The organism is Pantoea sp. PvP021, assembly GCF_054056055.1.
The window spans coordinates 147,764-167,459 of record NZ_JBSRXX010000009.1; the positions used below are offsets into that span (position 1 = coordinate 147,764).

A 19,696-nucleotide genomic window follows, 5' to 3' on the forward strand; every position below is an offset into this window, starting at 1 on the left:
GCGCTTATGCCTGTACCAGTGGGCCGGGATTTTTCAGATACTGATCTTTGATCGCCTGAGCCGCCATCAGGGTGATCGCACCGATGGTATCGGTCGGGTTCGCCTGGAAGTTCTGCGGGAAAGCGTTGCCGCCCGGCACAAAGACGTTATGCACGTCCCAGCTCTGCAGATACTTGTTCAGCGCCGAGGTTTTCGGGTTATCGCCCATTACGGCACCGCCCACGTTGTGGGTAGAGACATATTTGGTCAGATCGAAATCCGCGCCCATTGGCAGGAAGCTCATGCTCATGCTGTCAGGGTTCAGCTCTTTCGCGATATTGCCGACGATGCCTTTCAGGTGCTGCTGCAGCTTCAGCTCATTCTCTTTCCAGTTGAAGGTCATGCGCAGCAGTGGCAGGCCACGGTGATCGTTGTAGTTCGGATCGAGATCCAGATAGATATCGCGGTAAGACTGACAGGTGGTGGTGATGCTGATCTTCATCGAATGACCGTACCACTCCTCCAGACCTTCCTTGTATCCCATGCCCCAGGTCGGCGTGCCTTTTGGCAGCGCGGTGCTGATCGGCGTACCGGTCGCCTGTGAGCTGTGGATCTTCGCGCCGCCGAGGAAGCCGAGGGATGGGCCGTCGAAGTTGCCTGGCGAGATATCGTTGAACATCTGGCCGGTCGCGCCCGCCGTCGCATACGGATTGAAGTTTTTATCTTTGAAGAACAGCGTCGCGCCGCCGTTGGACAGGAACGCGTAGTTACGCCCTACCACACCCTCTTCGGTAATCGGGTTGTAAGGCTTGCCGATGCCGGAGAGCAGCATCAGACGCACGTTGTAGAGCTGGAAGCTGCTCAGCACCACGATTTTCGCTGGCTGGAAGCACTCGTTGCCCTGTGCATCGATGTAGATCACGCCTTTCGCGGTTTTCTTATCATCGTTCAGCACGACCTTGATCACTTCCGCATTCACTTCATAGGAGAAGTTCGGCATACGCTTCAGTGAATCCATTACGGCGGTCTGCGGCGACGCTTTGGAATAGTTCAGGCAGGGATATTTACTGCAGTAGCCGCAGTAGTTGCACGGCGCGATCTGGTTGCCGTACGGGTTTTTCCACGCACGCGACACACAGGCCGACGGGTTCGGGAACGGATGGTAACCGAGTTTGGTCGCCACCTCTTTGAACATCACGTTGTTCAGCGTGTCATCCAGCGCAGGCAGCGGATAAGGCTCAGAACGCGGGCCTTCAAACGGATCGCCGCCTTCCAGAATTTTGCCGCGCAGGTTGCCGGTGTTGCCCGACTGGCCGCAAATCAGTTCGAATTTGTAGTAGTAAGGCTCGATCTCTTCCCAGCTGAACGGGAAGTCCATCACCCGCATATCATCCTGCAGAATGCCCGGCTTGTAAGCCTCGTCGACATAGGTCTTCAGTTTGATATCGGTCGGTGTCGGACGGATCAGTACCGCCGTCCAGTGCAGGCCGGAACCGCCTACGCCGGTGCCCGGTGCAAACGCACCCCATTTACGGGTTGGCAATGCCGTCTGGCTGCTGTTGTAGCGGACGGTGACCGCCACTTCGGCAGGGGTGGCAAACACTTTATTGCGCACCGCATAGGCGTATTCATCCGCCGGTTTCGGGTAGGCGAACTCGTCATAATCGCGATCGCCGCCGCGCTCAAGGGCGCGCACATCCAGACCTGCCAGTGCCAGCTCGATGCTCATCAGCGAGCCTGCCCAGCCGAGGCCGCAGACCACGACGTCGACTTCTTTTTTAGTAACCTGTGCCATGATAATCCTGTTTCAAATACCTGATGTGGACGCGCCCTACGCGCGTTCGCCCTTCACACTGACCGGACCCAGCGGATAAGGAACGTTGTGCTGTTTCACCCATTCGGTGAAGCTGGCACGCGCGCCGGGGAAGCCGATGGCGATCCAGGCTTTCATGCCTTTATTACCGCCGTACATCGGGTCAGCAAGGTAGCCATGCTTGGTATCGGAAAGCAGCTGGCTGAAGAAATGCGCAGGCTTAAGATCGGCTTCGCCCAGTGCGGCAAAGTCGATCTCGTTTTTGTTTACCTGGGTAAGCACCGCATCTTTCTCTTCCAGCGTCAGCGCATGAAACGCTTTCTGATGGGTGTTCTGCGACCACTGATTAATCAGCCGGATACCGGTCTGATACATCTGCTGTGGGCGGAACGGGATCTGGTAACCCATGGTTGCGGGCGCCTGCGTATTGAACGGCCCCTGCATGTAGATTTCGCTGCCAAACGCTTCGCTGTGCAGCTGCTGATCGATAAAGATCGGCACGTTAGTTTCCAGCGCGCCCGGCGCTTTGCCTTTGCCGCCTGCCGGAATCAAACGGTCAGTGGCAGCCAGGATAAACTGCCACTCATCGGCACTAAAAAAGATCGGTTTGTAATCGGCTAACTCCGGTGCGGCCATCTCTGCCGCCTGTGCCGCAGTAATGCCTTTGAAGACCAGTTCACTTAATGGCAACGCCAGCAGTGAACCGAGCAAAAATTTACGCCTGGTGGTGGGTTTTTCTAAAAGCATATCCGCACGACTCTCATCTGCTAAATACCCGCTTTATTTGTTATGAAGCTGAAAGGCTGAGTGCAGGCGGAAAACTCCCCGCAGAGATTAACGCACGCGGCACAGACGACGGCAGAACAGACAAGGGCAGGTAGAATTATGGTTCGGTGACTAACGGAACTTATCGGTTAATAACCTGGCAATCTTAGGGATATAGATATGTCTGGATGTAAAAATTGAATTTAAGATGTGTCTTAGTAAAAGTTTATCATGGTGTTGCGAAAGGGTTGCGTAGAGGTAAAAGATTTACAGCGCGGAAATCGGGGGTAAAACCGCATAAACATCGGGTATTTAACTCTTTTAACGCAGGAATGAGGGTTATTATTTTCGCCCTGTCATCATCACGCCAGATAACCGATAAAAAAATATCATACTTCCATACAAGAGAATCATTCTCATCGTTAACACTATAGTGACTTTGATAGTCATACAATCAGACTGTGCGCAATTTGTGATCGGCTGAGTAAAACCGGCTTTATTCCGCCCACTGTAAATGACAATGAAATAATGACTGACCGTCATTATCTTATTTTGTCTCTTTGCCTGAATGACTACGCTAATAATTGTGCAAAGCTCATAAGAAACCCGCATTTGGAGATTATCCGGCGCCCGATAGAGTAGAGCTATCAACGACTCAGGATAACCCTCCATGCGAAAAACACTCTTGTCCCTGTTTACGGCTCTGGCACTGGTTCACCCGGCTCACGCCGCCACGCCTGGCGACACCCTGGTGATTGCCGTTCCGCTTGATGGCATCATCAGTTTCGACCCGGCTGAAAGTTTTGAGACCGTCAGCAACAGTAGCCTGCGCAATATCTACCAGACGCTGCTGGAGCCGGATCATCAGAATCCGCAGCAGCTCTCGCCGCTGGCTGCCACGCGCTGGCAGGCAGGCAAAACGCCTCACAGCCTGGTGTTTGATCTTAATCCACAGGCCCGCTTCGCCAGTGGTCATCCCGTGACTGCACAGGATGTGGTCTTCTCATTAACCCGCGCGGTAAAACTCAATAAAGCGCCCTCTTTTATTCTGGGTGAATTTGGCTGGACGCCAGAAAATATCGATCAGCAGTTCACGGTGATCAACGACCACCAGCTTGAGCTGCGCTGGCCCGCTGAGATCGGCAGCGATCTGGCGTTGCGCCTGCTGACCGCACCGGTCTCCTCCATCGTCGACAGCAAACTGGCACAAGAACACGCCAGCAACAACGATTACGGCAATAGCTGGCTGAAGGTGCACTCCGCCGGCAGCGCCGCCTATGCCATCAAACAGTTTGTCCCGCTGCAGGCGCTGGTGCTGGAAGCCAATCCCAACAGCATCCGGAAGCCGCATCTGAAGCGGGTATTGCTGAAAGGTGTGGCCGATCCGGGCAGCCGCCGTCTGCTGATCCAGCAGGGTGATGTGGATGTCGCCTATCAGCTCGGCCCGGATCAGATTACCGCGCTGAAGAACACCGCCAATGTGCGTATTGATGCCTTCCCGTCCAGCCTGGTTTATTACATCGGCTTTAATACCCAAAGCCCGCAGCAACCGGCGCTGGGGAATCCGGCGCTGTGGCAGGCGGCGCGTTGGCTGGTTGACTATGACAGCCTGGCCAACCAGTTGCTGAAAGGTCAGTACCGCATTCATCAGAGCTTCCTGCCGGACGGCTTCGATGGTGCGCTGAACACGACACCGTTCCATTACGATCTGAAAAAAGCGCAGGCGATACTGCAAAAAGGCGGCATTAAACCTGGCACCCATATCGCGCTGACGGTGGTGAACCAGCCGCCTTACATTGATGTGGCGCAGGCACTGCAGGCCAGCTTTGCCAAAGCGGATGTGCAGCTTGATATCCAGCCGGTGGCGGAATCGGAGCTGTGGAGCAAAATGCGCAGCCGTGACTTTCAGGCCATCTTTACTTACTGGGGCGCGGACTACATCGATCCCAATACCAATGCCAGCACCTTTGCCTATAACGTGCCGGGCGGCGGCAAAACCCTGGCGTGGCGCGTCGGCTGGACGATTCCGGAGCTGAGTGCACAGACCCGCGCCGCCGCCGTAGAGAGCGATGCGGTGAAACGTCGCAACCTCTATACCGGGCTGCAAACCCGCATCCAGCAGGATTCGCCGTTTGTCATGCTGTTACAGGGCGCAACCCAGGTCGCGGTGCGCAGCAACCTCAGTCACCTGCAGCAGGGCATCGGAGTCAGCCTGCTCAATTTTGAAGAGGTGCAGAAGTAAACCACTGTTGCAGGCCGCTGCTCCCCGGGCAGCGGCCTTTTTTTGATGAATAGTTCTCCTCCTGTGCCGCTCCGGCTTGCTATCCTTCAGGCATAACCCAATGCCTGAGAGTGGAAAATCATGACTTCCCCGCTACTGATTGCCCGTACGCCAGACGTCGAACTTCATCTGTTGCCGCAAATGGCCAACCGCCACGGCCTGATCACCGGCGCGACCGGCACCGGTAAAACCGTTACGCTGCAGAAACTGGCTGAATCGTTCTCCGCCAGCGGCGTACCGGTCTTTATGGCTGACGTTAAAGGCGATTTGACCGGCGTGGCGATGGCTGGGCAGTCCAGCGAAAAACTGCAGGAGAGGCTGGCGAAAATCGGCGTCACCGACTGGCAGCCGCAGAGCAATCCGGTGGTGCTGTGGGATATCTTCGGCGAGAAAGGCCATCCGGTTCGCGCTACCGTCTCCGATCTCGGGCCGCTGCTGCTGGCGCGGCTGCTGAACCTGAATGAGGTGCAGAGCGGCGTATTGCAGATTATTTTCCGCATCGCCGATGACCAGGGTTTGCTGCTGCTGGACTTCAAAGATCTGCGCGCCATGACTCAGTACATCGGTGACAACGCCAAAAGCTTCCAGACCCACTACGGCAACATCAACAGCGCCTCGGTCGGCGCCATCCAGCGCGGGTTACTGACGCTGGAGCAACAGGGCGCGGAGCACTTCTTTGGTGAACCGATGCTGGATATCGCCGACTGGATGCGCGTCGACAGCAACGGCAAAGGCGTCATCAACATCCTCTCTGCTGAGAAGCTCTACCAGATGCCAAAACTCTACGCCACCAGCCTGCTGTGGCTGCTGTCGGAGCTTTATGAGCATCTGCCGGAAGCGGGCGATCTCGATCAGCCAAAGCTGGTGTTCTTCTTTGATGAGGCGCACCTGCTGTTTACCGACGCGCCGCCGGTGCTGCTGGAGAAAATAGAACAGGTCATGCGGCTGATCCGCTCCAAAGGGGTCGGCGTCTGGTTCGTCACCCAGAACCCGGCAGATATTCCCGATCGGGTGCTGGGCCAGCTCGGCAACCGCGTTCAGCACGCCCTGCGCGCCTTCACCCCTAAAGATCAGAAAGCGGTAAAAACCGCCGCCGATACCCTGCGCGCCAATCCGGCGTTTGACAGCGTCGAGGCGATTCAGGCGCTGGGCACCGGCGAAGCGCTAATCTCCTTCCTGGATGCCAAAGGCAGTCCGTCGGTGGTAGAACGGGCCATGGTGATCGCCCCCGGCTCACGTATGGGTCCGGTCACAGGCGATGAACGCAACGGCCTGATCAACCATTCACCGCTCTATGGCAAATATGACAACGAAGTTGATCGCGAATCGGCGTTTGAGAAGCTGCAAAAAGGGTTTCAGGCCGCCAGCGATCAGGCCAGTGCGCCTCCGGCGAAAGGCGACGATGTCGCGGTAGATAACGGCATTCTCGGCGGGCTGAAAGAGATCCTGTTTGGCCGAACCGGCCCGCGCGGCGGCAAGCACGATGGCGTGGTACAGACCATGGCGAAAAGCGCCACGCGCCAGATTACCAATCAGATCATCCGCGGCGTACTCGGCAGCCTGCTGGGTGGTCGTCGCCGATGAAACCGGCTCTCTCCTAAGATCAGGATATGGATAAACAACACGAACTGAAACGGACGAAACGTCTGGCGCTGCTGCTGTTACTGCTGGCTGCAATTACCTTTATCGTTACGCTTTTTCTGCCGCCCGGCTTCTGGGTCAGCGGCATAAAAGCGATTGCGGAAGCTGCGATGGTCGGCGCGCTGGCGGACTGGTTCGCGGTGGTCGCACTGTTCCGGCGCGTGCCGGTGCCCTTTATCTCGCGTCATACCGCCATCATTCCGCGCAACAAAGATCGTATCGGTGAAAACCTCGGTCGCTTTGTGCAGGAGAAGTTTCTTGATACCGACTCGCTGCTCAATCTGATTCGCCGTCACGATCCTTCCAACCTGCTGGCGCAATGGCTGAATGCGCCAGGCAATGCTGACCGCATCGGACGTCATCTGCTGCAGGTCATGCGCGGCTTCCTTGATCTGACCGATGATGCGCGGATCCAGACCTTCATGCGCCGCGCAGTACATCGCGCCATCGACAAGGTCGATCTCAGCCAGACCAGCGCCCTGCTGCTGGAGAGCCTGACGAAAAACAACCGTCATCAGGCGCTGCTGGACGCGGCAATCGAACAGCTGCTGAAGCTGCTGCACAAGCCCAGTACCCGCGAGTTTATTGCCATGCAGCTGGTGCGCTGGCTGAAACGCGAGCATCCGATCAAAGCCAAAATGTTGCCGACCGAATGGCTGGGCGAGCACAGCGCCGAACTGGTGGCAAACGCGGTCGATTCACTGCTGGATGATGTGGCGCTGGATCAGGGCCATGAGCTGCGCCTCGGCTTCAATCGGGCGGTCGACAAACTGATCGTTAAACTGCAGAACGACCCGGAAATGGCAGAGCGTGCCGAGGAGATTAAAGGCTGGCTGAAAGAAGATGCCTCATTCAACCGCTACATTGGCGAGCTGTGGAATGATATGCGCAACTGGCTCAAAGCGGATCTCAGCAGCGATGACTCACGGGTGCAGGAGAAAGTGCGCGGTGCAGCCTTATGGCTGGGCGAAACCCTGGCGGCCGACCCGGCATTGCGTGACTCGATGAATCAGCATCTGGAACAGGCCGCACGCAGCGTTGCGCCAGAGTTTGCTGGCTTCCTGACGCGCCATATCAGCGACACCGTGAAGAGCTGGGATGCACGCGACATGTCGCAGCAGATCGAACTTAATATCGGCAAAGATCTGCAGTTTATCCGCATCAACGGCACGCTGGTTGGCGGCACCATCGGGCTGATTCTCTACCTGTTGTCGCAGCTGCCTCAGTTACTCCCGCTGCTGAGCCGATAACCGCCTGGTTTAGCCGGATTGGGGTGGATAGAGGCCAAACTCGGTGATAATGGCGCTAACAAAGCTGCGGATTTTCACCGTCTGGCGGCGGCCCGCCGGGATCAGCACATGCATGGGTCGTGCTGGCCCGGCATAATCGGGCAGCACCTGGACCAGCCGGCCCTGTCTGATCTCTTCAGAGAGAATGGAGGCCGGCCCCAGGGTAATGCCATAACCCTCCAGCGCCGCATGCAGGAGCGCTTTCCAGTCATTCGATCGCATGCGCCCCTGCGGATGCACCTCTTCAACCTTACCGGCCTGGCTGAATACCCAGCGGCAGGGTTTTGAGGGCGACCAGATGCCATAAACGAGACAGGCGTGGTTCACCAGCTCCGCTGGCGTGGCGGGCACACCGTGCCGCGCCAGATAGGCTGGCGACGCGCAGGCTATCAGCCGGTAGGGCTGCAGTGGATGGGCGATGATCGAACTGTCCGCCAGCGCACCAATCCGGATCACCACCTCATAACCCTCTTCAAACGGATCGACCAGCCGATCGCTGAGTTCAAGATCGACCTGCGTTTCCGGAAACCGGTCAAGATAGCGGGTCACAAACGGCGCCAGGCTAAAAGAACCAAACGTGACCGGGGCGCTGACCTTCAGCGTACCGGACGGCCGCTGCTGCATATCCAGCGCGATCGCATCCGCTTCCTGCACCTCTGCCAGCACGATTTTGCAGCGTTCGTAATAGTTGCGGCCCACATCCGTCAGGCTTTGCCGTCGGGTGGTGCGATGCAGAAGCAGCGTACCGAGATGCTTCTCCAGCATGGCGATATGCTTCGCCACCATCTGCGGTGAGATTTGCAAATGCCCGGAGGCGGCGGCAAACGAGCCCGATTCCGCGACGGTAACAAACACGTTCATGCTGGTAAGCCGATCCATGATTCCCTCCTGTTGGTTGTTTATATTGCGTCTGTTTGTCGATTTATTCACCTCCTGTTTTTAATTAAGGTCAGTGCGTGAAACTCATCAAGGAGAAACGTATGAAAATAGGCATTATTGGCGCAGGCTTTGTTGGCCGGGCGATTGCAAAACTGGCGATTCAGGCGGGACATCAGGTGATGCTCAGCAACTCGCGCGATCCACGAACGCTGTTCAGCCTGAAACCGATGATTGGCTGTGAAACCGGCACCGCCACCGAGGCCGCAGAGTTCGGCGAAGTGGTGGTGATTGCCGTGCCGCTCACGGCAACGGAACAACTTCCGGCCACAGAATTGCGGGGAAAAATCGTGCTTGATGCAGTCAATTACTATCCCGACCGCGATGGCGAAATTGAAGAGCTGCTCAATGGCCGCATCAGCACCAGTGAACGGCTTGCCCGCCTGCTTCCTGACAGCCGCGTCACCAAGGCATTCAATGCCATCCGCATGACCGATCTTGAAACTCAGGGCCTGCCGCCGGGCGATGCTAACCGGCAGGCGTTACCGCTGGCGGGAGATGATAGCGAAGGGAAAGCGACCGCCACGGCATTATATGAAGCCTTTGGATTTGATGCGGTGGATGCGGGAGCATTAGCGGAAGGCTGGCGTTTCGAGCGTGCGACGCCCGCCTATTGCGTAGCCCTGAACAGAGAGCAACTCATCAGGACACTGAAAGAGACGACCCGGCACTCCGCATAAACAGGGCATCAGCGCAGAATAAAGCCGCTGAAACCGTATCTTCCAGACGGAGACCAAACGTAAAGCGATGGAAGCCTGCCCTGAGCCTGAACCGGTCATAAAAAAGGCCGCTTGCGCGGCCTTTTCTTTTACTGCATTTATTGCGCTTAGCGCCGCTTAATCAACATAAACATACTGATAGCGAAGAACGCAAAACTTGGCAAAATCGCCCCCAGAATCGGCGGCAGTCCGTAAACCAGGCTCAGCGGACCGAAAATCTGGTCCAGCACGTAGAACAGGAAGCCAAAGCTGATACCGGTTACGACACGCACACCCATCGACACGCTACGTAGCGGTCCGAAGATAAACGACAGCGCCATCAGCATCATCACCGCCACCGACAGCGGCTGGAAAATTTTGCTCCACATATTCAGCTGATAACGTCCCGATTCCTGGCCGCTCTGCTTCAGATATTTACTGTAGCTATGCAGACCGCGAATCGATAACGCGTCAGGATCCAGCGCAACCACACCCAGCTTGTCCGGCGTCAGATTGGTTTTCCACTCGCCACTCAGACTCTGTGAACCGGTAATCTGCTTAGGATCGGTCAGGTTAGACTCATCAACCTGCGACAGTATCCAGCGCTTCTTAGCCGCATCCCAGGTCGCCGTCGCCGCGTAACGCACACTCTGCAGACGACGCTGATCGTTAAAGCTGTAGATGCTCACGCCATCAATTTCGTTGTCGCCTTTAATGCGCTCGATAAAGATAAAGCTATTGCCATCTTTCGCCCAAAGACCGTTCTGCGTCGAGACCAGTGCGCCACCGTAAAGCTGCTGCGCCCGGTAATTACGCGCCATCTGCTCGCCCGACGGCGCAACAAACTCGCCAATCGCCATGGTCAGCAACACCAGCGGAATCGCCGTTTTCATCACTGACAGCGCAACCTGCATGCGGGTAAAGCCCGCCGCCTGCATCACCACCAGTTCACTGCGCTGCGCCAGCGCGCCCAGTCCCAGCAGTGCGCCCAACAGGGCCGCCATCGGGAAAAAGATCTCAATATCTTTGGGAACGCTCAGCAGGGTGTAGTAACCGGCGCTCAGCGCGTTGTAGCTGCCCTGGCCGGTCTTGCGCAGCTGATCGACGAACTTGATGATGCCGGAAAGCGACACCAGCATGAACAGCGTCAGCATAATGGTATTGAAAATGGTTTTACCGATATAGCGGTCAAGTACGCGAAACATCAGACCGACCCTCCGCGGGTAAAGCGGGCGCGAATCCGACGCATCGGCACCGTATCCCACAGGTTAAGGAGCACCGCCAGCACCAGATAGCTGATATTCACCACCCACATCCAGAGCGCCGGATCGAGCCGCCCTTTCGCGCCGCTCGACTTCAGCGAGCTCTGCAACAGGAAGAAAATCAGATAGAGCATCATGGCGGGCAGCATCGACAGCACGCGCCCCTGACGTGGGTTCACCACGCTGAGCGGCACCACCATCAGCGCCATCACCAGCACCGAGAACACCAGCGTCAGACGCCAGTGCAGCTCGGCCTGAAACTCAGGTGTCTTATTCGCGAACAGGTCGGTCAGGCTTGCCTGTTCTGCATCGTTAGGATCGAGCGTTGCCGCTTTATAGCCTACGATGGCCTGATAATTGGTGAAGTCGGTGATACGGAAATCACGCAGCAGAGCGGTGCCCTCAAAACGGGTGCCTTTATCCAGCGTCACCACCTGCGAGCCATCTTTATGCTGCTCCATGTGACCGCTGTCAGCCAGCACCACTGAAGGCCGCGCGTTGCCCTTTGGCCGTAACTGCGCCAGGAACACGTTACCAAAGTTGTTGCCCTTCACATCCTCGACAAACAGCACGGCGCTGCCGTCGCTGGAGGTCTGGAACTGTCCGGCGGCCATTGCTGCCGCACCCGGGTTCGCTTTGGCGTTCTGCGTCACCTCATCCTGATAGCGGGATGACCATGGCCCCAGCCAGATGACGTTCACGGCCGCCACTATCGAGGTAAACAGCATCAGAACCATCGCCGCTTTTACCAGGACGGCCTTACTCAGGCCGCAGGCGTGCATCACGGTAATTTCACTTTCCGTGTAGAGCCGCCCCAGCGTCATCAGGATCGCCAGAAACAGACTTAAGGGCAGTATAAGTTGTGCCATTTGAGGCACACCGAGTCCTAACAAGGTCAGAACGAGGTTTGTCGGCACTTCGCCATCCACCGCGGCACCCAGGATCCTGACTAACTTCTGACAAAAGAAGATGAGTAGCAGGATAAACAGGATAGCCAGCTGGCTTTTGAGCGTTTCCCGAACCAGATATCTAATGATGATCACGCTTAGTACGCCTGTGAAAACTTGTCTTTTTGCAGGAAAATCGCTAGTTTCAACGCTTATCAGCCATTTTTCTTCATCAATGGCCGTCGCCGTAGCTAAATTTGTATGAAAAACGCGTCCGGGTGGTGAAAAAACAACATCTTGTCACCCTGATTCATTATGACCTCCAGCAGCAGAATGTCATGCTGCGACGATGAATAAATGGGTCATGAGCGCGCTACATTCTAGCGGCAGCAGCGGCCGTTGTCTTTAAGATTCAGGAGAGTGCATGGAGTTCAGTGTAAAAAGCGGAAGCCCGGAAAAACAGCGCAGTGCCTGCATTGTCGTTGGCGTTTTCGAACCGCGTCGTCTGTCACCGATTGCCGAGCAGCTGGATAAAATCAGCGACGGCTACATCAGCGCCCTGCTGCGCCGCGGCGAGCTGGAAGGAAAAGTGGGCCAGACACTGCTGCTGCATCATGTGCCAAATATCCTGTCCGAGCGTATTCTGCTGATTGGCTGCGGTAAAGAGCGTGAGCTGGATGAACGCCAGTACAAGCAGGTCATTCAGAAAACCATTAACACGCTCAACGACACCGGCTCAATGGAAGCGGTCTGCTTCCTGACCGAACTGCATGTCAAAGGCCGCAACACCTACTGGAAAGTGCGTCAGGCAGTAGAGACCTCCAAAGAGGCGCTCTACAACTTTGACCAGCTGAAAAGTAACAAAGCAGAGCCACGTCGTCCGCTGCGCAAGCTGGTCTTTAACGTGCCGACCCGCCGTGAACTGACCAGCGGCGAACGGGCGATCCAGCATGGATTAGCAGTCGCGGCCGGTATGAAAGCGGCTAAAGATCTCGGCAACATGCCACCTAATATCTGTAACGCCGCCTATCTGGCGTCACAGGCGCGTCAGCTGGCGGATGCCTTCAGCAAAAATGTCACCACCCGCGTCATTGGCGAACAGCAGATGAAAGAGCTGGGCATGAACGCCTATCTCGCTGTCGGGGCCGGATCGCAAAACGAATCGCTGATGTCGGTAATTGAGTACAAAGGCAATCCGGATGCGGAAGCGCGTCCGATTGTGCTGGTGGGTAAAGGGCTGACCTTTGACTCCGGCGGCATCTCCATCAAGCCTGCCGACAGCATGGACGAAATGAAGTATGACATGTGCGGCGCGGCTGCCGTCTATGGCGTGATGCGTATGGTGGCAGAGCTGAATCTGCCGCTGAACGTGGTTGGCGTGCTGGCGGGCTGTGAAAACATGCCGGATGGCCGGTCGATGCGTCCGGGCGACGTGCTGACCACCATGTCTGGCCAGACGGTTGAGGTGCTGAACACCGATGCCGAAGGCCGCCTGGTCCTGTGCGATGCGCTGACCTATGTTGAACGTTTCGATCCGGAAGTGGTGATTGACGTCGCGACGCTGACCGGTGCCTGCGTGATTGCGCTGGGTCATCACATCAGCGGCCTGCTGTCGAACCACAATCCGCTGGCGCATGAGCTGATCAGCGCCTCGGAGCAGTCAGGCGATCGCGCCTGGCGTCTGCCGATGGCGGATGAATTCCAGGAGCAGCTGGAGTCCAACTTTGCCGATATGGCGAACATTGGTGGCCGTCCCGGCGGCGCGATTACCGCCGCCTGCTTCCTGGCACGCTTTGCCCGCAAATATAACTGGGCACACCTGGATATCGCCGGTACCGCCTGGCGCTCCGGCAAGGCCAAAGGCGCCACCGGACGTCCGGTGCCGATGCTATCGCAATTTCTATTGAATCGGGCAGGATTGAACGGCGACGATTAAGCGCCCTCTTTTCTGACAGCAAGGGCGGATATCATTCCGCCCTTGATCTTCTGATGAGCAAACCGATGAAAAACGCAACCTTCTACGTGCTGGAAACCGATGCAACGAGCGATGGCCTTAGCGCCGTTGAAGCGCTGGTGTGCAATCTGGCGGAAACACGCTGGCGGGCCGGAAAGCGGGTGTTGATCGCCTGCGAAGATGAACAGCAAGCCATTCGACTTGACGAAGCGCTGTGGCAACGACCGGCAAACGCCTTCGTGCCGCATAACCTGGCGGGTGAAGGCCCGCGCTACGGTGCGCCGGTTGAGCTGGCCTGGCCACAGCGTCGCGGCAGTTCACCGCGTGACCTGCTGATTAGCCTGCTGCCCCACTTCGCAGATTTTGCTACTGCTTTCCATGAAGTGATAGACTTCGTTCCTTACGAAGACACGCTCAAACAACTGGCGCGCGACCGCTATAAAGCGTATCGCAGCGTTGGATTCCAATTGAATACGGCAGCGCCACCACAGCCGCAAACGACATAGCAGAAATGGAAAAGACATATAACCCGCAAGATATCGAGCAGCCGCTTTACGAGCATTGGGAAAAGCAGGGCTACTTCAAACCGAATGGCGATACCAGCCAGGAAAGCTTTTGCATCATGATCCCGCCGCCGAACGTCACCGGTAGCTTGCACATGGGTCACGCCTTCCAGCAAACCATCATGGACACCATGATCCGTTACCAGCGCATGCAGGGGAAAAATACCCTGTGGCAGGCCGGTACTGACCACGCGGGCATCGCCACGCAGATGGTAGTTGAGCGCAAAATTGCGGCTGAAGAGGGCAAGACGCGCCAGGACTATGGCCGTGATGCGTTCATCGACAAAATCTGGCAGTGGAAAGCAGAGTCCGGCGGCACCATCACCCGCCAGATGCGCCGTCTGGGCAACTCCGTCGACTGGGAGCGCGAGCGCTTCACCATGGACGATGGCCTTTCCAACGCCGTGAAAGAGGTGTTTGTTCGCCTCTATAAAGAGAACCTAATCTACCGTGGCAAACGCCTGGTGAACTGGGATCCAAAACTGCGTACCGCAATCTCCGACCTGGAAGTGGAAAACCGCGAGAGCAAAGGCTCGATGTGGCATATCCGCTATCCACTGGCTGACGGCGCAAAAACCGCCGACGGCAAAGATTACCTGGTGGTCGCCACCACCCGTCCGGAAACCCTGCTGGGTGATACCGGCGTCGCCGTTAACCCGGAAGATCCACGTTACAAAGATCTGATCGGCAAATTTGTGATGCTGCCGCTGGTTGGCCGCCTGATCCCTATCGTTGGCGACGAACATGCCGACATGGAAAAAGGCACCGGCTGCGTCAAGATCACCCCGGCGCATGACTTCAACGACTATGAAGTCGGCCGTCGTCACAAACTGCCGATGATCAACATCCTGACCTTCGACGGCGATATCCGCGACCGTGCTCAGGTGTATGACACCAATGGCGAAGCCAGCGATGCCTGTTCCGATGAGATCCCGGCGGCTTTCCAGAACATGGAACGCTTCGCGGCGCGCAAAGCGATTGTTGCCGCTGTCGATGAACTCGGCCTGCTTGAAGAGATCAAACCCCACGATCTGACTGTGCCTTACGGCGACCGTGGCGGCGTGGTTATCGAGCCGATGCTGACTGACCAGTGGTATGTGCGTACCGCACCGCTGGCGAAAGTCGCGGTTGAAGCCGTTGAAAACGGCGACATCCAGTTTGTACCGAAGCAGTACGAAAACATGTACTTCTCCTGGATGCGCGATATTCAGGACTGGTGTATCTCCCGTCAGCTCTGGTGGGGTCACCGCATCCCGGCGTGGTATGACGACAACGGTAACGTCTATGTCGGTCGCACCGAAGACGAAGTGCGGGCTGAGAACAACCTGGCCGCCGACGTCGCGTTGCGTCAGGATGATGACGTGCTGGATACCTGGTTCTCCTCAGGTCTGTGGACCTTCTCCACCCTGGGCTGGCCGGAAAACACCGAAGCGCTGCGTACTTTCCATCCGACCAGCGTGCTGGTCAGCGGCTTCGACATCATCTTCTTCTGGATTGCCCGCATGATCATGCTGACCATGCACTTCATCAAAGATGAAAACGGCAAACCACAGGTACCGTTTAAAACCGTCTACATGACCGGTCTGATCCGTGATGAAGAAGGTCAGAAGATGTCGAAATCCAAGGGCAACGTGATTGACCCGCTGGATATGGTCGACGGCATTTCACTGGAAGCGCTGCTGGAAAAACGCACCGGCAACATGATGCAGCCACAGCTGGCGGAGAAAATCCGCAAACGTACCGAGAAGCAGTTCCCGGACGGCATCGAGCCATCAGGCACCGATGCGCTGCGTTTCACCCTGGCGGCACTGGCCTCTACCGGTCGCGACATCAACTGGGACATGAAGCGCCTGGAAGGCTATCGCAACTTCTGTAACAAGCTGTGGAACGCCAGCCGCTTTGTGCTGATGAACACCGAAGAGCAGGATTGCGGACAGAATGGCGGCGAAATGACGCTGTCGCTGGCAGATCGCTGGATCCTGACCGAGTTCAACAACACGGTGAAAGCGTACCGTGAAGCGCTGGATAGCTACCGTTTCGATATCGCGGCTAACCTGCTGTATGACTTCACCTGGAACCAGTTCTGCGACTGGTATCTGGAGCTGACCAAGCCGGTCATGAACAGCGGCAGTGAATCTGAACTGCGTGGCACCCGTCATACGCTGGTTCACGTGCTGGAAGCGCTGCTGCGTCTGGCGCATCCGATCATTCCGTTTATCACTGAAACCATCTGGCAGCGCGTGAAGGGGCTGAAAAATATCAGCGACGACACCATCATGCTGCAGCCTTTCCCGCAGTACGATGCGGCGAAAGAAGATGCCGAAGCGAAAGCGGACATCGAGTGGATGAAACAGGCGATCGTGGCGGTGCGTAATATCCGTGCCGAGATGAATATCGCACTGAGCAAGCCGCTGGATGTGCTGCTGCGTGACTGCTCGCCTGCGGCACTGCGTCGCGTTGAAGCTAACCGCAACTTCCTGTCGCGCCTGGCGCGTCTGGAAAGCCTGACCATTCTGCCTGCGGGCGAGAAAGGTCCGGTGTCGGTGACCAAACTGGTTGAAGGCGCAGAGCTGTTGATCCCGATGGCGGATCTGGTGGATAAAACCGCCGAGCTGGAGCGTCTGGCGAAAGAGCTGGTTAAGCTGGATGTAGAAATCGAGAAGATCGAGACCAAGCTGGCGAACGAAGGCTTTGTTTCGCGCGCCCCGGAAGCGGTGGTGGCGAAAGAGCGCGAACGCGTAGCGGACCTGCAACAATCAAAAGCAAAACTGATTGAACAGCAGGCGGTCATTGCGGCATTGTAAGCGTCTTAGCTGACAGCTTATTCATAAAGCCGGGCTTGCCCGGCTTTTTTATTGACCTCGTACAAATCCGGAAGAGATGATGACGACCAGCGCCACCCCGCTTATTGACCTCCAGGTGCGACCGATTACTGCCGCCGATAATCCGCATATCGCCCAGGTGATCCGCGACGTTTCCGCGGAGTTCGGCCTGACGGCTGACAAGGGCTACACCGTTTCCGATCCGCAGCTCGACCAGCTGTTTGAGCTCTACAGTGCAGAACAGAGCGCCTACTGGATTGTTGAGTATCAGGGCAAGGTGGTCGGCGGCGGCGGTGTTGCGCCGCTCGCCTGCAGCGCGCCCGATATCTGCGAACTGCAAAAGATGTACTTTCTGCCGGAGGTGCGCGGTCAGGGTCTGGCACGCGAACTGGCGCTGCGGGCGATAGAACATGCACGCAGCCACGGTTTCCGTCGCTGCTATCTGGAAACCACCGCCAGCCTGACGCGGGCCATTAAACTTTATGAGTCACTCGGCTTCGAGCATATCGACAGCGCGATGGGCTGCACAGGCCATGTCGATTGCGAATTGCGTATGTTGCGGAAGTTATAAGCCGCGCTCTACGTAACTCATATCGTTGATGGATTCAATCACGAACTCTCCGCTGTCGGTATAGCGCAGCCGGGTTACGCTCGCATTGTCCAGCGTCTGGTTTAACGACGTATCGCCAAGCGCCTGCAGTAGCGCTGTAATCGCCAGGCCATGCGTGACCACCAGAACGTTACCGCCGCCCTGCTGCCGGGCCTGCTGCGCTATCTCAGTCAGGCTATCGACCATTCGCTTCGCAACCTGCTGATAGCTTTCGGCCATGCCTGCTGATTTAATGCCTCTCAGTGCCGGCGTGCCTGACGCTTCTGCCTGCCGGATAGCGTCTATGATCCTGTCGACATGAACCTTGCCTTTGCCATAGGCCTCCATTAGCGCCGTATCGGATGCAAATCCCAACTGATGGGCGGCATCGTTCAACATATTATTATTCAGATCGCCCTCATACAGGCCAAAGCCCACTTCCCGCAATTCCCGGCGTTCGTTCAGCGGCAGCGGCGTTTTCCATGCCTGCATCACAAGCTGCGCGGTTTCTCTCGCTCTGCCAGCATCGCTGGACCAGACGGCGATAAACGGGATCGTCTGCAGACCGCGTCCCAGCTTTTGCGCCACCTCTACCCCCGCTGGCGTTAGCGGAGTATCTGCCCATCCCTGCGCGCGATGCACCGTGTTGAACATCGTTTTACCATGCCGCGTAACGTAGAGAGTGACATCGGCGGCAAAGGCTTCGCCTGCGACAGCCCCAACCACAATAAGAATCAGCAACGCTTTAAAAATTCTTTTCATCGTATTTTCCTTATCTGAACAGATTTAATTTATATTCAACCGCGATCTCTGCAGAAAGGCTGGGAGAACGCATATATTTCCCTTGCGCATTAAAAACCGGGGTTTCTTTATTATTCTTATATGACCAGCCATAACCGAATAGCGTAAAGACCGATAAATCCTTCAGGACCGGATGGGGTTCGATGAAGCGGTTTATGAGCGCGACTTCCCCCGAACGTATACGCGTATTACGATAATTAAACTGTCCATAGTTAATCTGAAATCCGCTAAAAATGCCTTTTGAAATTTCAAATTCCGTCTGCGACACCAGCGCCAGTTCTTTATCACGGGTATAATCTTTTCCGGCAGAGGTCAGGGCGTTGAAACGCCCACGGGTATTTTTTGTCAGCGGGCGCACATAATATCCCACCGCATTATGTTTGGGTGCCGAAGTCCAGGCGGCAGCGAATTTCTGTGTCCATCTGTCGTTAATCCAGTCTGCTTCACCGACATAGTGCCACGCGTGGTTATCGTACGATCTTTTGCTGGCCGCCATGCTTTTATAATTTTCCAGCCCCTGACTGCCATAAATTTGAGAGGACAAGCGCCAGTCCGGCGAGAGCGAATAATTCGCTTCGATAACATGACGCCGCTGGTAGGCTTCCGCTTCGCCAAATGCGTAGGCGAGACGTCCGCGATCACCGGTATAGCTCAGTGCGCCGGTATAGATCGCATTAATTTTTCGTCGGTCCTGGGTTTGCAGGGCAAGACTCTCCGGCGAGTCGTGGCGAAGCGTTTTGGTCACGTAAGCCAAATCCAGCCGTATCTTCTGCACGTTCAGCGCGCCGCTATAGCCTGAGTAACTGTTGCGTGACAAGCGGTCCGTGGTGGTCAGCACGCCGATGTTTTTAAACTCCTGCCAGCCCGCTTTTCCTTTAAATCCCGCATTCGCGTCCCCCAGCTTCACTTTCAGATAGCGTTCACCAAACTTGCTGAAGCCGTGCGCGTCAGCTTTTTGCTGATGACCGCCGCTGTCGTAAAGCAGGCTGCGCGTGGCAAAGTAGTCGCTGGCTCCCAGCCTGATCGCTCGGGTATAAGTTGCATCGAAACCCAGCCAGTCCCACTGATAGCCGGAACGAAAATTCAGGCTTGACGCCTGTCCCCAGGCATTATGAACAGCGGTAGGCTGCGCTTCATTTTCCTTGAGATACTTCCAGTGATTACGCAGTCTGAGATCGAGTTGCGAATCACGCAGGAAAGCAGTGTCAGAGAACGATAATGCGTCGGAAAAGTCAGCCCATGCGCCAGGTGGCTGCAAAAACAGTAAAATAAATAACGGAATACCGCGCTTTCCCCTCATGTTAATGACTCCTTCCATTAAATGCTTATTAGCAAAACTGGACGCCAAAAAAAAGTCGCTGATTCTTTTCCCCGGCTATACCCGGTGCAAAAAAAAACCTGATTCACAACCCTCTC

General features: G+C 56.3%; 15 protein-coding genes. 8 read left to right on the forward strand and 7 right to left on the reverse strand.

Annotated elements, in window-relative coordinates:
* Positions 1–4 precede the first annotated feature (4 nt).
* Both ACVKSX_RS19825 and ACVKSX_RS19830 read right to left on the reverse strand, forming a co-directional pair.
* Entirely contained in the window at positions 5–1,774 is a 1,770-nt protein-coding gene (locus ACVKSX_RS19825; protein WP_010251625.1) for a GMC family oxidoreductase, read from the reverse strand.
* A 36-nt stretch (positions 1,775–1,810) separates the two neighbouring features.
* Positions 1,811–2,539, reverse strand: coding sequence for a gluconate 2-dehydrogenase subunit 3 family protein (locus ACVKSX_RS19830; protein WP_010251628.1), 729 nt, complete (start codon positions 2,537–2,539; stop codon positions 1,811–1,813).
* 688 nt (positions 2,540–3,227) lie between these two features.
* Here ACVKSX_RS19830 and ACVKSX_RS19835 point away from each other — a divergent pair.
* From ACVKSX_RS19835 to ACVKSX_RS19845, 3 genes are all read left to right on the forward strand, one after another.
* The gene (locus ACVKSX_RS19835; RefSeq protein ID WP_354438969.1) at positions 3,228–4,799 is read left to right on the forward strand and encodes an ABC transporter substrate-binding protein; all 1,572 of its coding nucleotides are present in this window, start codon (positions 3,228–3,230) and stop codon (positions 4,797–4,799) included.
* A 120-nt stretch (positions 4,800–4,919) separates the two neighbouring features.
* On the forward strand, positions 4,920–6,422 hold the full coding sequence (locus ACVKSX_RS19840) for a helicase HerA-like C-terminal domain-containing protein (RefSeq protein WP_010251635.1): 1,503 nt from the start codon (positions 4,920–4,922) through the stop codon (positions 6,420–6,422).
* Between the two features lie 26 nt (positions 6,423–6,448).
* The gene (locus ACVKSX_RS19845) at positions 6,449–7,729 is read left to right on the forward strand and encodes a DUF445 domain-containing protein (RefSeq protein WP_187494584.1); all 1,281 of its coding nucleotides are present in this window, start codon (positions 6,449–6,451) and stop codon (positions 7,727–7,729) included.
* A 9-nt stretch (positions 7,730–7,738) separates the two neighbouring features.
* Here the strand turns inward: ACVKSX_RS19845 and ACVKSX_RS19850 are convergent, their stop codons facing one another.
* Complete coding sequence (locus tag ACVKSX_RS19850; protein ID WP_346553623.1) at positions 7,739–8,647, reverse strand: LysR family transcriptional regulator; 909 nt, start codon at positions 8,645–8,647, stop codon at positions 7,739–7,741.
* Between the two features lie 101 nt (positions 8,648–8,748).
* Here ACVKSX_RS19850 and ACVKSX_RS19855 point away from each other — a divergent pair, with 101 nt between their 5' ends.
* Positions 8,749–9,384 carry an NADPH-dependent F420 reductase gene (locus ACVKSX_RS19855; RefSeq protein ID WP_354438967.1) on the forward strand — a complete coding sequence of 212 codons (636 nt, stop codon included), beginning with the start codon at positions 8,749–8,751 and terminating at the stop codon, positions 9,382–9,384.
* A 146-nt stretch (positions 9,385–9,530) separates the two neighbouring features.
* On the opposite strand, the gene lptG is transcribed toward ACVKSX_RS19855, so the two are convergent.
* Positions 9,531–10,607 (reverse strand): LPS export ABC transporter permease LptG, encoded by a 1,077-nt coding sequence (gene lptG / locus ACVKSX_RS19860; protein ID WP_010251648.1) that lies wholly within the window; start codon positions 10,605–10,607, stop codon positions 9,531–9,533.
* Positions 10,607–11,707, reverse strand: a complete 1,101-nt coding sequence (gene lptF, locus ACVKSX_RS19865) for an LPS export ABC transporter permease LptF (RefSeq protein WP_010251651.1) — start codon at positions 11,705–11,707, stop codon at positions 10,607–10,609. Before lptF ends, lptG begins: the two co-directional genes overlap by 1 nt.
* A 268-nt stretch (positions 11,708–11,975) precedes the next feature.
* Between lptF and pepA the strand changes: the two genes are divergently transcribed.
* From pepA to ACVKSX_RS19885, 4 genes are all read left to right on the forward strand, one after another.
* Positions 11,976–13,487 (forward strand): leucyl aminopeptidase, encoded by a 1,512-nt coding sequence (pepA, locus tag ACVKSX_RS19870; RefSeq protein WP_010251654.1) that lies wholly within the window; start codon positions 11,976–11,978, stop codon positions 13,485–13,487.
* A 65-nt stretch (positions 13,488–13,552) separates the two neighbouring features.
* The gene (locus ACVKSX_RS19875; protein WP_010251657.1) at positions 13,553–14,011 is read left to right on the forward strand and encodes a DNA polymerase III subunit chi; all 459 of its coding nucleotides are present in this window, start codon (positions 13,553–13,555) and stop codon (positions 14,009–14,011) included.
* Positions 14,012–14,016: 5 nt separating this feature from the next.
* Positions 14,017–16,872: a valine--tRNA ligase gene (locus ACVKSX_RS19880; RefSeq protein ID WP_010671782.1), complete on the forward strand. Its 2,856-nt coding sequence runs from the start codon at positions 14,017–14,019 to the stop codon at positions 16,870–16,872.
* A 79-nt stretch (positions 16,873–16,951) separates the two neighbouring features.
* Positions 16,952–17,461, forward strand: a complete 510-nt coding sequence (locus ACVKSX_RS19885) for a GNAT family N-acetyltransferase (RefSeq protein WP_354439079.1) — start codon at positions 16,952–16,954, stop codon at positions 17,459–17,461.
* On the opposite strand, the gene ACVKSX_RS19890 is transcribed toward ACVKSX_RS19885, so the two are convergent.
* Positions 17,456–18,241: a histidine phosphatase family protein gene (locus tag ACVKSX_RS19890; protein WP_010251666.1), complete on the reverse strand. Its 786-nt coding sequence runs from the start codon at positions 18,239–18,241 to the stop codon at positions 17,456–17,458. The genes ACVKSX_RS19885 and ACVKSX_RS19890 overlap by 6 nt on opposite strands.
* 10 nt (positions 18,242–18,251) lie before the next feature.
* Positions 18,252–19,580: a hypothetical protein gene (locus tag ACVKSX_RS19895; RefSeq protein ID WP_354438964.1), complete on the reverse strand. Its 1,329-nt coding sequence runs from the start codon at positions 19,578–19,580 to the stop codon at positions 18,252–18,254.
* Positions 19,581–19,696 lie beyond the last annotated feature (116 nt).